This window comes from Microbacterium psychrotolerans (assembly GCF_031085295.1).
Classification (GTDB): Bacteria; Actinomycetota; Actinomycetes; order Actinomycetales; family Microbacteriaceae; genus Microbacterium; species Microbacterium psychrotolerans.
On sequence record NZ_JAVFWO010000003.1, the window covers coordinates 414,872 to 428,573 of the forward strand.

The following is a 13,702-nucleotide window of genomic DNA, read 5'->3' on the forward strand; positions in this document are numbered from 1 at the left end:
GCCGGTCACCCGGTGGGGGCCGTTTTGGAAGCCGGCACGTCGACGACGACGCGCCGGTTCAGCCGGGCCCACGCGGTGTACGAGCCGGCGGCGATGGTTCCGCTTGCCCGTTCGATGTCGGCGGAACGGAGCAGTGCGGATCCCTGCCGCCCGTAAAGTACCACTTCGTCGCCGACCTGAGCCGACGGCACCTGGGTCACGTCGATCACCAGACTGTTCATGGCCAGCCGGTCGATCACCGGCGCGAAGGCGCCGTGGACAAGAACGTGCGCCCGGCCGTCCAGCGTGCGGGGGTACCCGTCGGCGTAGCCGGCGGGTATGACGGCCCGCCGGCTGTCGCGATCGATGCGTGCGGCCCTGTCGTATCCGACCGTGCTGCCCGCCGGGTACGGGTTGATCGCCGCGATGCGCGACACCAGCCTCATAGCCGGACGCAACCCAGGGACCGCGGCCGACGTGTCGGCGTAGAGCGCGGCACCCGAGCGAGCGGGCGGCGGCAGTCACGACACGCGTGTGATCGCCGCCGCCCACCCACTCTTCGATATCGAGGAGGCCACCCTCCTGGATCTCGTCGCGCAGCGCCGCGCGGAGGCGGATGACGCGTCCCGAGAATCCCAGCCGCCGTGCCTCCCCGGCCTCCTTGTTGGACGTGATCCCGATTGTGTCGATACCGGCCGCCATCAGGATCGGCAGGACGACCGGGATGCCGTGGCCATAGGCGTCCGCCTTCACCACCCCGCAGAGCCGCGTCGCGATGCTGACCTCGCCTCGTACGACGTCGAGGTTGTGGGCGATGGCGCCGGCGTCGATCTCGACCCAGACGGGACTCGTGGTGTTCATGCGTGGCGGTGGCGTGGTCGGCGCGGTTTACCCGCGGGGCTGACGGAGGGGCTCTTCGGCGACGGGGTCGTCGGCCAGGTCGACGGGAGCTTCCTCCGACACGGCGACGACCGGGCGCGCGCCGCGGCGTCCGTAGCGCCACCAGAAGAACAGGTAGCACAGCCCCACGAACGGAACCCCGAAGTACAGGGCGGCGACCTGGTTCGGGTCGAACGCGATGGCCACCAGCGAGATCGACAGCAGCACGAACGCCAGGATGGGCAGCACCGGGTACAGCGGGGTTCGGTACGGCAGCGTCGTGATGTCGCCGCCTTCGCGCACGAACCGGCGGCGGTGGAAGAACTGCGACGCCACGATCGACATCCACACGGCGACCACGGCGAATCCTGCGATCGACACCAGCACCAGGTACACGGTCTGTGGCGCGATAACGCTGGAGATCAGCGAAACCAGACCCAGCCCGAGGCTGACGGTGAGAGCGACGAGCGGGATGCCGCGGCGGGTGAGGCGCTGCAGCACCCGCGGCGCGTGCCCTTCCTCGGCGAGGGAGAACAGCATGCGGGCGCACGAGAACAGGCCGCTGTTGCCGGCCGACAGCAGCGCGGTGATGATGACGAAGTTCATGATGTCGGCGGCGTAGGGGATGCCGACGTACTCGAAAACGTCCACGAACGGGCTGCTGGTCAGACCCGCATCCTCGTAGGGGAGAAGCGCGGCGATCACCGTGATCGACCCCACGAACAGGATCAGCAGTCGCAGGACCGTCGACCGGATGGCTCGGGGGATGTTCTTGCCGGGATCCTTGGTCTCACCGGCGGCGACGCCGATCAGCTCGGAACCGCTGAACGCGTAGAAGACGGCGAGGGCGGTGACGACGACGCCGGCGACGCCGTTGGGGAACAGGCCATCAGGAGTGACGAAGTTGCTGAACAGCGGAGCAGCGGGGTGCTCGGCCGAGAGCGGTGTGAAGCCGAAGATCGCCATACCGCCGAACACGATGAGCGCGACGATCGCGACCACTTTGATCAGCGAGAACCAGAACTCGGTCTCACCGAAGACCCTCGCCGAGATCGCGTTGATGGTGAACAGCGCCAACGCGAAGATCAGGCACCACACCCACACGTCGACGCCGGGGAACCAGCGCTGCATCAGGATGCCGGATGCTGTGAACTCCGAGCCGAGGGCGACGACCCAGCACAGCCAGTACAGCCACGCGGTGGTGAAGCCGGTGGCGGGACCGATCGACCGTGCCGCGTAGATGTGGAACGCGCCCGAGACGGGATAGGCCAGCGCCAGTTCGCCGAGGCAGGCCATCACCAGCCAGACCACGAACGCGCCGATGAGGTAGGCGATGATCGCGCCCAGCGGGCCGGCCTGGCTGATGGTGTAGCCCGAACTCAAGAAGAGTCCGGAGCCGATCACCCCGCCGAGGGCGATCATGATCAGGTGTCGGGCGTCCATCGAGCGCTGCAGTCGTCGCAGCGGCACCTGTGTTGCGGTGGTGTGTGGCAGTGCGTTCGGAAGCGCACTCTGTTGGGGCAGCGGGCTCATGACTTCTCGCATTCGAGTCGGCAGTCGGTGTTGGGATGGCGCCGTGCTACATCATCACAACCATGTGTCTATGATGCACGATGCGCGTGTCGGGCAGATTACGGGGCGCGGGGGTCGGTGCACAAGACATCCGCGGGAATTCGCGGCGTGCAAGGGCGATTCGGGCAGACCTTCCCCGCGGTGGTCAGTTTGACATCCTGTGCGAGCGATCCGACAGGCGCGGGCTGACGCGACCGCTGGGGATGCTGAGTCGAACCTCTTCCCGATTCTCTTGAAGGAGCCCGACGTGGACCGTCATGACATTGCGCTGATCGGCTTCGGCGGCGTGAACCGTGCGCTGGCGCAGATCATCCTCGACCGTGGCGACGAACTCGCCGCCGACCTCGGCTTCGCTCTGCGCGTCGTGGCGATCACGGACCTCCGTCTGGGATCGCTCATGCAGGCCGACGGCATCGACCTGGCTGACGTGTTCGCCATGTCCGACGGTGAGACCTTCGTCGGCCGGCCGGGGGGAACGGCGGCGCCGCAGAACGACTACGTGATCCGCAACAGCACGGCAGACATCGTCGTCGAAGCCACCTTCACCAACCCCATCGACGGGGAGCCGGGGATCTCGCACGTGCGTGCTGCGCTGGAGAGCGGGAAGAGCGTCACCACGACGAACAAGGGCCCGGTCGCGCTGGCCGGGCTCGAGCTGAACCGCCTCGCGGCTGCGAACGGCGTCACATTCCAGTACGAGGGCTCGGTGGTCAGCGGCACGCCGATCCTGCGGTTCGCGTCCGAGACGCTTCAAGGGCTGCGCATCAACGCGGTCGAGGGCATCCTCAACGGCACCAGCAACTACGTGCTCGGCCAGATGGAGTCGGGCATGACGCTGGACGTCGCGGTGGCAGAGGCTCAGTCGCTCGGTTACGCGGAAGCTGATCCGACGGCCGATATCGAGGGCTCCGACGTGCAGCTGAAGGTCGTGATCCTCGCCAACGAGCTCCTCGGTGCCGACATCACCACGGCCGACGTGACCCGGCGGGGGATCTCCGAGGTCTCGGCCGCCGACATCATCGACGCGGCGGCGCAGGGCAAGCGTTACAAGCTGATCGGGTCGGCGTTCCGCAACGCCGCCGGGACGGTCACCGCCAAGGTCGAGCCGGTGGCGCTGCCGCTGACGCACCCGCTGGCCAGCGTCACCGGCCCGACGAACGCGGTGTCGTTCGACACCGATCTGCTTGGCACCGTGACCGTCTCGGGCCCCGGTGCGGGGCGCATCGAGACCGCCTACGCCCTGCTGTCCGACATCATCGCGATCGACGCGCACCAGCGTGCTCGCGTCGAGGCCGGCCGGTGAGCATCGTGGAGGACACGCAGTCCATCATCTCCGGGTACCCCGACCTGATCGTCACGAGTCCGTTCGATGGCGAGGTGATCGGCGCCGTCCCGCAGAACGGTCCGGCCCAGCTCGAGCAGATTCTGCAGCGTGCTCGCACCGGGTTCCAGCTGTCGCGGTCGTTGTCGCGGTTCGCGCGGCACGAGATTCTCCAGCGGGCGTCGGCGCTGCTGCGCGAGCGCGCCGAGATCGCCGCCGACCTGATCGTGCGTGAGGCGGGAAAGACCGTCCGGCAGGCGCGGAAAGAGGTGTCTCGCGCGGTGATGACGCTCTCGCTGTCGGCCGACGCGGCCCGCTCCGATGCCGGAGAGGTCGTCCCCTTCGATGCGTTCCAGGGGTCCGAGAACCGCCGCGGGTGGTTCACCCGCGAGCCGCTCGGCGTCATCGTCGCCATCACCCCCTACAACGACGCGTTGAACCTCGTCGCGCACAAGCTGGGGCCGGCCATCGCCGGCGGCAACGCCGTCGTGCTCAAGCCGTCGCAGCTGACCCCGCTGGCCGCGCGGTTCCTCGTCGACCTGCTCATCGACGCGGGCCTGCCCGACGAGATCATCACCGTGGTGCACGGCGACCGTGAACTGGCGCAGGCGCTCATCTCGGCCCGCGAGGTGCGCATGGTCTCCTTCACGGGAGGATTCGCGACAGGGGAGGCGATCGCGCGCAACGCCGGTCTGAAGAAGCTCGCGATGGAACTGGGCGGCAACGCCCCGGTCATCGTGTTCGCGGACGCCGACATTCCCGCCGCGGTCGAGGCGTGCGTGTCGGGCGCGTTCTGGGCTGCCGGGCAGAACTGCGTGGGCGCTCAGCGCATCCTGGTGCAGCGCGAGGTGTACGAGGAGTTCCGCGACCGCTTCGCGGCGCAGACCATCGCCCTGAAGGCCGGCGACCCACGAGACGAAACCACCGATGTGGGCCCGATGATCTCCATCGCGTCCGCCGAGGCCGCTGAGCGGCTCGTGGAGGATGCCGTTACGGCGGGAGCGCGCGTGCTCGCGGGGCACCGCCGAGAGGGGGGTGTGTATTGGCCGACCGTCGTCGAGGGAGTGCCGTTCTCATGCGAACTGTGGGCTGACGAGGCGTTCGCGCCGGTGGTCGTGCTGTCGCCGTTCGAGACCGAGGAGCAGGCGATCGCGCAGGCGAACGATGTCGACTACGCGCTGCACGCCGCCACCTTCACCCGCGACATCACACGTGCGCTGCGCGTGTCGGAGCAGCTCGACGCCGGCGGCGTGATGATCAACGACTCCTCCGACTACCGCGTGGACAGCATGCCGTTCGGCGGCTCGAAGTACGGCAGCATGGGTCGCGAGGGCGTGCGATTCGCGTACGAGGAGATGACCCAGCCCAAGGTCGTCTGCATCAACACATGAACCGCCTCGAAACCCGACTCGAGCGTGATGCGCTCGGCGAGCTGGCGGTGCCTGCCGACGCCTACTGGGGCATCCACACGGCCCGGGCCCGCGAGAACTTCACGATCAGCAGCACGCCGATCTCACAGCATCCCGATCTCATCGACGCGCTCGTCACCGTGAAGGATGCTGCTGCCGCCGCCAACCATGAGCTCGGGCTGCTGCCGGCAGGCGTGGCGGACGCCATCGGCGTCGCCTGCCGCAGGGTGCGCGACGGCGAGCTGCACGACCAGTTCTGTGTCGACGTGCTGCAGGGCGGTGCGGGCACCAGTACGAACATGAACGCCAACGAGGTGATCGCCAACGCCGCCCTGGAGCACCTGGGGATGCCGCGCGGCCGCTACGACCTGGTTCACCCCATCGATGATGTGAACCGGAGCCAGTCGACCAACGACGTCTACCCGACCGCGGTCAAGATCGCCGTGGCGAAGGGCCTTCTGCGGCTGATGCCCGGGCTGGAGGAGCTCGCCGCGGCGTTCGAGGAGCGAAGCGTGGCGTTCGGCTCGATCGTCAAGATCGGCCGCACTCAGCTGCAGGACGCCGTGCCGATGACGCTCGGCGACGAGTTCGGCGCGTTCGCCGTCGCCATTCGCGAAGACGTGACGCGCATCGGCGACACGGTGCCGCTGCTGCTGGAGTGCAGTCTGGGCGGGACCGCGGTGGGAACCGGAGTGACCGCTCCGGCCGGCTATCGCGATGTCGTTCTGGAACGGCTCCGCGAGCGTTCCGGGCTCCCGATGACCCCGGCGGCGCACCTGTTCGAGGCGAGCTGGGATGCCAGCGCCTTCCTGCAGTCGTCCGCGATGCTCCGGCGCAGCGCGATCAAGCTGTCGAAGATCAGCAACGATCTGCGGCTGCTCGCCAGCGGTCCGCAGGCCGGGCTGGGTGAGATCCGCCTGCCGGCCAGGCAACCCGGCTCGTCGATCATGCCGGGCAAGGTGAACCCGGTGATCCCCGAGGTCATGAACCAGATCGCTTTCGCGGTCATGGGCGCCGACGTGACGATCGGCGTCGCCGCCGAAAGCGGCCAGCTGCAGCTGAACGCCTTCGAGCCGATCATGGCGCACTCGCTCCTGCAGTCGCTGAGCTGGGTGACCAACGGCGTCGCGGCGCTGCGCCGGTTCTGCGTCGAGGGCATCGAAGCCAACGACACCGTGCTTGCGCGCTACGTCGCTTCGTCCGTCGGTACGGTGACGGCCCTGGTGCCGTCCATCGGCTACGAGGCGGCCGCTCACGCGGCTCAGTACGCGCTTCGCACCGGCATCCCGATCGCCGACGCGGTGGCGCAGCACACGGAGCTCTCTCGAGAAGAGGCGGCAGCGCTCCTCGCGCACTGAGGCGCTGCCGCCCGGTTGCCCGGGCGGCAGCGTCACCGGCGATCGATCGCGCGCGACAGCGAGACCGCGGTCACGGTGTCGGCCACGCCGGGCAGGGCGGCGATCTGCTCCCAGATCTGACCCACGCGATCCATCGAGTCGGCTTCCAGCGTCACGAAGAGGTCGTACGCCCCCGACAGCACGTCGCAGCGAGTGACCTCCGGGATGCCCCGCAGCGCGGCGATCACCCGATCGTCCCGCATCCTGTCGACGCGATAAACCATGACCATCGCGGTCACGCGTGGCCGCGACGCGGTTCCCCTGATGACGCTGTAGCCGGCGATGACGCCGTCGCGCTCCATGCGCTCGATGCGCTGCCGCACCGCATTGCGCGACAGATGCACCTTGTTGGCCAAGGCGACCATCGGCAACCTCGCGTCCGCGGTCAACGCTGCGAGCAGCTGCTGGTCGATGTCGTCCAGGTGCGATGCGGCCACGATGCCTCCGTGCACGATTGGCAATTGCAAGTGTCAATGGCACACACTACCGTAGATCGAGGATGCCGCATCAAACGGCCCGCCCAGGGGCTACGTCTCTTCGCTGGAAAGTAGGGAACGCAATGTCGCAACGACCGGACCGCCGACGGGCTGAGACCCTGTCGGACCTCACTCTCGCTGTGCACGGCGGCAATCGCCTCGACTCCACGAAGGCGCTGCGCACGCCGCTGGTGATGGCGAACTCGTACGAGCTTCCCGACGATCCGAGCGACATCAGCTGGTCCGCCTCCGCACCGGGGCTGTACACCCGCAACACGGGCGTCAACCAGGCCGGCCTCCAAGACAAGCTCGCCGCCCTCGACGGCGGCGAAGACGCCGTCGCGCTCGCATCCGGGGTCGCCGCCCTGCACGCCGTCTTCTTCACGCACGTCCGTGTCGGCGACCACGTCATCGTGAGCGACGTCACGTACGAGGCGACCTGGAGGCTCTGGACCGAACTCCTGCCGCGGCGGTACGGCATCGAGGCGACCTTCGTCGACGTCGGCGATCTGGACGCGCTGCGCGCCGCCTTCCGCCCGAACACCCGACTCGTCTGCGTCGAGGCGATCGCGAACCCCACCACCAAGGTCGCGGACGTCAGTGCGATCGCGGAAATCACCCATACCGCCGGTGCGATCCTGATGGTGGACTCGACCTTCACGCCGCCGCCCTTCTACCGTCCGCTCGCCGACGGCGCGGATCTCGTCGTCCACTCCCTGACGAAGTACATCAATGGTCACGGTGACGCCATGGGCGGCGCGGTCATCGGCTCTCGCGAGCTCATCGAGCCGATCAAGGCCGACGCCATGGTCGATGTCGGGGGAGTGATCTCGCCTTTCAACGCCTGGCAGATCCACCGCGGCTCGGTCACCCTCCCGCTGCGCCTCCGGCAGCACATGGCGTCGGCGCTCGCCGTCGCCGGGTTCCTTGAGGGCGACCCCCGAGTGGAGTACGTCTACTATCCCGGCCTGCCGTCACACCCCGAACACGACCTGGCGACGCGGCAATTCGGCGGTCGCGGGTACGGCGGAATGATCGCCTTCGCCGTCGCCGGCGATCCCGACACACAGAACCGGTTCGTCGCCAACCTCCGGCTCATCACGTCGGGCTTCTCTCTCGGGCACGACGACTCGCTGATCGTGCACACCGGAACCGAGGGCGGTCGCGTCGCCACCTACCCGCTGCCCTTCCGCACGTTCGGTCACCTGCGCCTCTCGGTCGGCATCGAAGAGACCTCCGACCTGCTCGCAGATCTCGACGCAGCCCTCGACGCGACGTTCCCGTCGTCGGGGTACCTCGTCGCGCCTCGTGCGGCAGACTCCGCCCTGACCCGCTCGGAGAGGATGAGCAGGTGACGAACCCGACGACACCTCCCGTGATCGTGCTCGACGGCGGACTCTCCAATGCGCTCGCCGAACGTGGCCACGATCTCACCGACGAACTCTGGACAGCACGACTGCTGCGCGACGCTCCGGGCGAGTTGGCTGCCGTACACCGCGCGTACTTCGACGCGGGCGCGCAGATCGCCACGACCGCCAGCTATCAGGCGAGTGTCGCCGGATTCGTGCACAGCGGCATGACGCGCACCGAGGCGGAGAACCTCATCACACGGAGTGTGACGATCGCCCGCGAGGTGCGCGACGACGTCGCCGAGTCAGCCGATGACGACGTAGTGCGTCTGGTGGCGGCATCCGTAGGCCCCTACGGAGCGGTGCTCGCCGACGGATCCGAGTACCGCGGCCGGTACGGGTTGAGCCGCGCAGCGCTTCGCGACTTCCACGCCCCGCGAATGGAACTCCTTGCGAGCGCGGGACCCGACATGCTCGCCTTCGAGACGATCCCCGACCTCGACGAGGTCTCGGCGCTCCTGGAGCTCGCTGACGAGTTCGCGATCCCCGCCTGGTTGTCGTGCACGGTCTCCGGGGATCGACTTCGCGACGGACGGCCGGCAGTCGAAGCGTTCGCCCTCGCCGCCGGCCATAATTCCATCGTGGCCGTCGGGGTGAACTGCTGCGCACCCGACGATGTGCTGCCGGCGGTGCGGGCGGCGACCGCCGCGAGCGGCAAACCCGCCATCGCCTACTCCAACTCGGGCGAGACGTGGGACGGCGCAGCACGTCGATGGATTGGCGACCCGGAATTCGACCTGGCGCTCACGACGGCGTGGGCCGAGGCGGGCGCGCACTTCATCGGTGGATGCTGTCGCATTGGGCCGTCAACCATCGCCGCGATGGCGCGCGCACTGGGCTGACGATCCAGCGAGTTGCGTACTCAAGTCATTAGTACGCATCGTGCGCATCATGGCCGGATGGCGAAGTCCATCACGCTCTCCGGCCGCAGCACCCTCGTCCCGCCCGGGGTCTCCCTCAAGCCGATCATCGAGGCCGACCTGGTCGCCGGCCAGCACGAGATAGGCGCCCTCGAGCAGGGTGAGAAGGCGCGCGTGCAGATGCGGCTTGAATACTCCGAGGATGCCGGGCGCTACGAGATCGCTCGCTTATCCGAGCGAGTCGTGGACGCGACGGCGGGAGTCGAACCCGCAACGCTGCCGGGTATGAACCGGAGCCCGGGACCGCCCGGATCGCCGCGATGACACCACCGTAGACGCCCTCGGCTCGAGGTGCGCGAGGGTGACGGAGCGTGTCCGGTGATGAAGAGATGTGACGGTGGACGCCGCTCATCGAGAAACTTCGCGCCCTCCTGCATCCGAATCTCCCCTTCCGCAGGAATCACTCTTCAACAGGCGGCGACCGGCCGCTCAGAGAAGGAGGAAGACTGTGCGCAAGAAGGTTCTCGCGGGAATCGCCGCCGGCATTGTCGCCGCACTCAGTGTGGGCATCCCCGCAAACGCGGCCACGAACAGCAACGCCGTGCTCTCGGTACTGCACGGCATACCCGAAACGCCCGTCGACGTGTACGTCAACGGCGCACTCACGCTCGACGACTTCCAGCCGGGAGACTTGGCGGGCCCCCTCGATCTGCCCGCGGGCGCCTATGAGGTCGCCCTCACCGCGACGGACGCCGCGGACGACAGCTCGCCCGTGCTCGGCCCGGTGACGCTCACACTCGAGGCCGGCAAGAACTACACGGCGGTCGCGCACTTCAACGAATCCGGCTCGCCGACCGTGACTCCGTACGTCAACGACACGTCGCCGACGGCGGCGGGGGAGGGACGCCTGACCGTGCGGCACGACGCGGCCGCACCCGCCGTCGATGTGCTCGCGGGCGGGACGGCGGTCATCAGCGGCCTCGCCAATCCCGAAGAGGCGACCCTGAATCTGCCCGCCGGAACCATCGAGGCCTCCGTGGCCGCGGCCGGCACCACCGATCCCGTGATCGGGCCGGCGCCAGTCGACGTGCAGGAGGGCGTGCTCACCATCGCGTACGCGTGGGGCAGCCTCGAGGACGACAACCTCGCGCTCGCGGTGCAGACGATCACGGGCCTCCACTCGGCGCCGGACGGCGTGAACTCGGGAACCGGTGGCCAGCTCGCGCAGCGCGATCTGTTCCAGCAGTCGATGTGGGCGATCGGCGGTCTGGTCGTCGCGGCAGCGGTGGCGGCATCCGCCCTCGTCGTCGTGCGCAGCCGGGCACGCCGCTGACGTCGCGGACCATGAGCAGGGCGGTCGCAGGAGTCGGAGCATCTCTTGCGATCGCCCTTGCGCTGACGGCGTGCGGCTCGCCCCCAGTGGCCGCCCCGTCAGCGCCGGCACCATCTGCGACGGCGACGGTACGCCCGACGCCCGCCGTCGAGGTGCCGATCGCGGCGGCCACCCCGTCTCCCACCCGGCTTCCTGTGCCGCCGGTCAGGGTGGTCGCCGCCTCCATCGACGTCGACATGCCGGTGGTGCCCGTGGGCGTCGAGGCCGGGGGGTTCATGGAGCTCCCGGTCGACCCCGCGATCGGCGGGTGGTACCGCTTCGGCTCCGACCCGGCGGCATCCGACGGCAATGTCGTGATCTCGGCCCACATCGATGCGCCGCAGTATCCGATCGGCCCGCTCAGCCGGCTGCGCGACCTCCCCGCGGGCGAGGTCGTGGAGGTGACGGATGCCGCGGGCGATGTCCGCCGCTACCAGGTGCAGAGCGTGACCTACTACCCGAAGGCGGACCTGCCGGTCGACGAGCTGTTCGCCCGATCGGGCACGCGAACACTCGTACTGATCACGTGCGGCGGGCAGTTCGACTCCCGCACCGGCCGGTACGCGGATAACGTGGTCGCCATCGCGACCCCGATCACGTGAGCCGGCGATGGCGCCGGACGACCAGAGGGGAACCAGCGTGGACGACGAGGAAGAGCGCGAGCTGTGCGGCCGTTTCGCCGCCGGTGACGAGCGCGCCCTCGAGCAGATCTACCGACGATGGTCGCCGATCGTCTTCACCCTCGCGCTGCGGGTGCTCGGCGACAGAGGGGACGCCGAGGACGTGACCCAGAAGGCGTTCGTCTCGGCGTGGACCTCGCGGGCGTCGTACGACCCGGCCAAGGGCAGGCTGTCGACGTGGCTCGTCACGATCACCCGCCGCCGCATCGCCGACACCCTGGAGGCTCGTCGGCGCGTGCGCGAGCTGCAGGAGAAGCTGCAGCGGTTCGCGGTGACCGACGAGGAGATCTCGTCCGACATCGATCTCGGAGACCGGCTGCTGCTCGCCGACGAGATCGAGCGCCTCGAGCCCGACGCGCAGCGCGTGGTGCGGCTCGCGTTCTACGACGACCTCACCCACCAGCAGATCGCGACGCGCCTCGACATGCCGCTGGGTACGGTGAAGAGTCACATCCGCCGAAGTCTCACCCGCTTGCGCGACCGATTGGAGGTGTCTCATGTCGCACCTTGACCCCGAGCGTCTTGCGCTGGTCGCCGTCGGAGAAGCGGTGACGGATGCCGAGCATGAGCACCTCGCGACGTGCGACGCCTGCTCCCTCGAGCTGGCAGAGCTCGAGCACACCGTGGCGGTCGGCCGGTCCACGGTGACGCTGGGTGAACTCGAGGCGCCGCCGGAGCGGGTCTGGGATCGCATTCTCGATGAGGTCAGGTCGCAGCAGTCCGCGGCATCCGGCGAGATCGCGGCCACTCCCGCGGCATCCGACGAGATCGCGGCCACTCCCGCGGTCGCTCCGGTGCCGGTCGCCGACCAGCAGCCGGAGCGGCGCCGCGCACGGGGAGGCGGACGGCTGATGTTCGCCCTGGCGGCGGGCATCGCCGCCGTCCTCGCGATCGTCGGCGTTTGGAGCTTCGTCAGACCGCCGCAGTCGGTCGAGATCGCGTCGGCGACCCTCGCCGCGTTCCCCGATCACCCCGGTGCCAAGGGGACGGCGCTGGTGACCGAGCTCTCCGACGGAGAGCGCACGCTGACCGTGAGTCTCGACGACTCCGACGACGGCGACGGGTTCCGGGAGGTCTGGCTCATCACGGCGGACGCCTCGGCGCTGGTGAGTCTCGGCGAGCTCGACGGGAGGAAGGGCACGTTCGTCGTCCCCGCTGACGTCGACCTGCGCGACTACGTGCTCGTCGACGTCTCACAGGAGCCGCTCGACGGCGATCCCACCCACTCCGGCGACTCGATCGTGCGCGGCGAGCTCGAGTTCAGCTGACGCGGCGCGACGTGACGACCTGTCATCGAGCGGGTCGCCGTGCGCCGATCCGGCGCGGCCTCACCCATGAATGACGGATGCCGCAGCCGGCGCGGCGGCTGCGGCATCCGTCAGTGTCCTTCGTGTGTGACCACAGGAAGGACCGTGCCGTCGGCGTCGAGGAGCGCCGCCCCCTGGCACGCCCCGAGCGCCGGCACCACGACGAGCGTCACGACCGCGGCTGCGGCCATGAGGCTCCACAGGCTCGTCCGGCGCGACGGACGCCGTGTTCCCCGCACGATCCCGCAGGCGACTGCCACCCCCAGGCCGGTGGCCGCCATGATCGCGAGGATGCCTGCGCGACCGGGTGCCGTGGCGAGGAGCGCCACGGCGATGGCGACCGCGGCCGCCGCTCCGGCCACCGCCGCACGCGGCAGCGGCGTCCGGCCGAGGGCCAGGCTCGCCGCACCCCATGCCAGGGCCGCGACGCCCTGGACGACGGCGAGCACGCCGAGGGCTCGCGACAGCCCGTCGGCCTGGACCCCCACCAGGGCCGCGGCTCCGAGAGCGATGTCGACGAGACCCAGCCCCCACGCGGCGACGGGCACCCACGACGAAGCGCGGCTGACGCGCTCCGCCGTGGATGCCGCGGCCATCATGGTCACGCCGTCGCGACCCGCGACGTCCGCTCGGCCGCCAGTCCGACGCCCAGCAGCACGATCGCGCTGCCGAGGTGCAGGAAGTGGTCGGGCGTGTTCAGGGCGAGGATGTTCGCCGCGGTGCCGACGAGGAAGAAGCCGACCACACCAAGCAGCAGGTACGCGGCGCCGACCGTGATGTTCACGATCTTGGCGGGTCGCGGCCCCGCGATCCCGGCGATCAGCAGCGCGGCTCCGATCAGGAGGTGCGCGATGTTGTGCAGCGGGTTGACCTCGAAGATGCCCAGGAGCAGTCCGCCCTCGGTGGCGATGAAGCCGACGCCTCCCGTGAAGGCGAAGCCGAGAAGGCCGACGAGGAGGTAGACGGCGCCGAAGACCGTGGCGACGATGCGGTTCGGTGACGATCCCATGAGAGACCTCTCTTTCTCAGCGCGGCGATCTG

The 13,702-nt window shown here is 69.2% G+C and carries 14 protein-coding genes, 1 tRNA gene and 1 pseudogene; 9 read left to right on the plus strand and 7 right to left on the minus strand.

What is annotated here, in order from left to right:
• Nucleotides 1-5 precede the first annotated feature (5 nt).
• The 3 genes and pseudogenes from Q9R08_RS10965 to Q9R08_RS10970 all read right to left on the minus strand — a co-directional run bounded on the left by Q9R08_RS10965 (nt 6) and on the right by Q9R08_RS10970 (nt 2,391).
• Nucleotides 6-416 (minus strand): alanine racemase C-terminal domain-containing protein, encoded by a 411-nt coding sequence (locus Q9R08_RS10965; RefSeq protein ID WP_308868042.1) that lies wholly within the window; start codon nt 414-416, stop codon nt 6-8.
• A gap of 76 nt (nt 417-492) precedes the next feature.
• A pseudogene (locus Q9R08_RS20850) lies at nt 493-840 on the minus strand (alanine racemase); the annotation flags it as partial.
• 27 nt (nt 841-867) lie between these two features.
• Nucleotides 868-2,391, minus strand: coding sequence for an amino acid permease (locus Q9R08_RS10970; RefSeq protein ID WP_308868043.1), 1,524 nt, complete (start codon nt 2,389-2,391; stop codon nt 868-870).
• Nucleotides 2,392-2,677: 286 nt separating this feature from the next.
• On the opposite strand from Q9R08_RS10970, the gene Q9R08_RS10975 reads away from it, so the two are divergent.
• Genes Q9R08_RS10975 through Q9R08_RS10985 form a run of 3 tightly spaced genes read left to right on the plus strand, consistent with a single transcriptional unit; the run spans nt 2,678 to nt 6,518 of the window.
• Complete coding sequence (locus Q9R08_RS10975) at nt 2,678-3,733, plus strand: homoserine dehydrogenase (RefSeq protein ID WP_308868044.1); 1,056 nt, start codon at nt 2,678-2,680, stop codon at nt 3,731-3,733.
• Nucleotides 3,730-5,142 carry an aldehyde dehydrogenase family protein gene (locus Q9R08_RS10980; RefSeq protein ID WP_308868045.1) on the plus strand — a complete coding sequence of 471 codons (1,413 nt, stop codon included), beginning with the start codon at nt 3,730-3,732 and terminating at the stop codon, nt 5,140-5,142. Before Q9R08_RS10975 ends, Q9R08_RS10980 begins: the two co-directional genes overlap by 4 nt.
• Nucleotides 5,139-6,518 (plus strand): aspartate ammonia-lyase, encoded by a 1,380-nt coding sequence (locus Q9R08_RS10985; RefSeq protein ID WP_308868046.1) that lies wholly within the window; start codon nt 5,139-5,141, stop codon nt 6,516-6,518. The genes Q9R08_RS10980 and Q9R08_RS10985 overlap by 4 nt, the downstream gene beginning before the upstream one ends.
• Before the next feature lie 32 nt (nt 6,519-6,550).
• Here the strand turns inward: Q9R08_RS10985 and Q9R08_RS10990 are convergent, their stop codons facing one another.
• Nucleotides 6,551-6,994 carry an Lrp/AsnC family transcriptional regulator gene (locus Q9R08_RS10990; RefSeq protein WP_308868047.1) on the minus strand — a complete coding sequence of 148 codons (444 nt, stop codon included), beginning with the start codon at nt 6,992-6,994 and terminating at the stop codon, nt 6,551-6,553.
• Between the two features lie 122 nt (nt 6,995-7,116).
• On the opposite strand from Q9R08_RS10990, the gene Q9R08_RS10995 reads away from it, so the two are divergent.
• Nucleotides 7,117-8,388 (plus strand): trans-sulfuration enzyme family protein, encoded by a 1,272-nt coding sequence (locus Q9R08_RS10995; protein WP_308868048.1) that lies wholly within the window; start codon nt 7,117-7,119, stop codon nt 8,386-8,388.
• Complete coding sequence (gene mmuM / locus Q9R08_RS11000) at nt 8,385-9,284, plus strand: homocysteine S-methyltransferase (RefSeq protein WP_308868049.1); 900 nt, start codon at nt 8,385-8,387, stop codon at nt 9,282-9,284. Before Q9R08_RS10995 ends, mmuM begins: the two co-directional genes overlap by 4 nt.
• Nucleotides 9,285-9,546: 262 nt before the next feature.
• On the opposite strand, the gene Q9R08_RS11005 is transcribed toward mmuM, so the two are convergent.
• Nucleotides 9,547-9,622 (minus strand) — tRNA-Met (locus Q9R08_RS11005).
• A gap of 188 nt (nt 9,623-9,810) precedes the next feature.
• Between Q9R08_RS11005 and Q9R08_RS11010 the strand changes: the two genes are divergently transcribed.
• The 4 genes from Q9R08_RS11010 (at nt 9,811) to Q9R08_RS11025 (ending at nt 12,622) form a co-directional block, all read left to right on the plus strand.
• On the plus strand, nt 9,811-10,635 hold the full coding sequence (locus Q9R08_RS11010) for a DUF4397 domain-containing protein (RefSeq protein ID WP_308868050.1): 825 nt from the start codon (nt 9,811-9,813) through the stop codon (nt 10,633-10,635).
• A gap of 86 nt (nt 10,636-10,721) precedes the next feature.
• Nucleotides 10,722-11,276, plus strand: a complete 555-nt coding sequence (locus Q9R08_RS11015) for a class F sortase (protein WP_308868051.1) — start codon at nt 10,722-10,724, stop codon at nt 11,274-11,276.
• A 37-nt stretch (nt 11,277-11,313) separates the two neighbouring features.
• Entirely contained in the window at nt 11,314-11,865 is a 552-nt protein-coding gene (locus Q9R08_RS11020; RefSeq protein ID WP_308868052.1) for an RNA polymerase sigma factor, read from the plus strand.
• Nucleotides 11,852-12,622: an anti-sigma factor gene (locus tag Q9R08_RS11025; RefSeq protein ID WP_308868053.1), complete on the plus strand. Its 771-nt coding sequence runs from the start codon at nt 11,852-11,854 to the stop codon at nt 12,620-12,622. The genes Q9R08_RS11020 and Q9R08_RS11025 overlap by 14 nt, the downstream gene beginning before the upstream one ends.
• Nucleotides 12,623-12,732: 110 nt before the next feature.
• Here Q9R08_RS11025 and Q9R08_RS11030 read toward each other — a convergent pair whose 3' ends face one another.
• Nucleotides 12,733-13,266: a hypothetical protein gene (locus Q9R08_RS11030; RefSeq protein WP_308868054.1), complete on the minus strand. Its 534-nt coding sequence runs from the start codon at nt 13,264-13,266 to the stop codon at nt 12,733-12,735.
• On the minus strand, nt 13,263-13,670 hold the full coding sequence (locus tag Q9R08_RS11035) for a DUF4383 domain-containing protein (protein WP_308868055.1): 408 nt from the start codon (nt 13,668-13,670) through the stop codon (nt 13,263-13,265). The genes Q9R08_RS11030 and Q9R08_RS11035 overlap by 4 nt, the downstream gene beginning before the upstream one ends.
• Nucleotides 13,671-13,702: the final 32 nt, after the last annotated feature.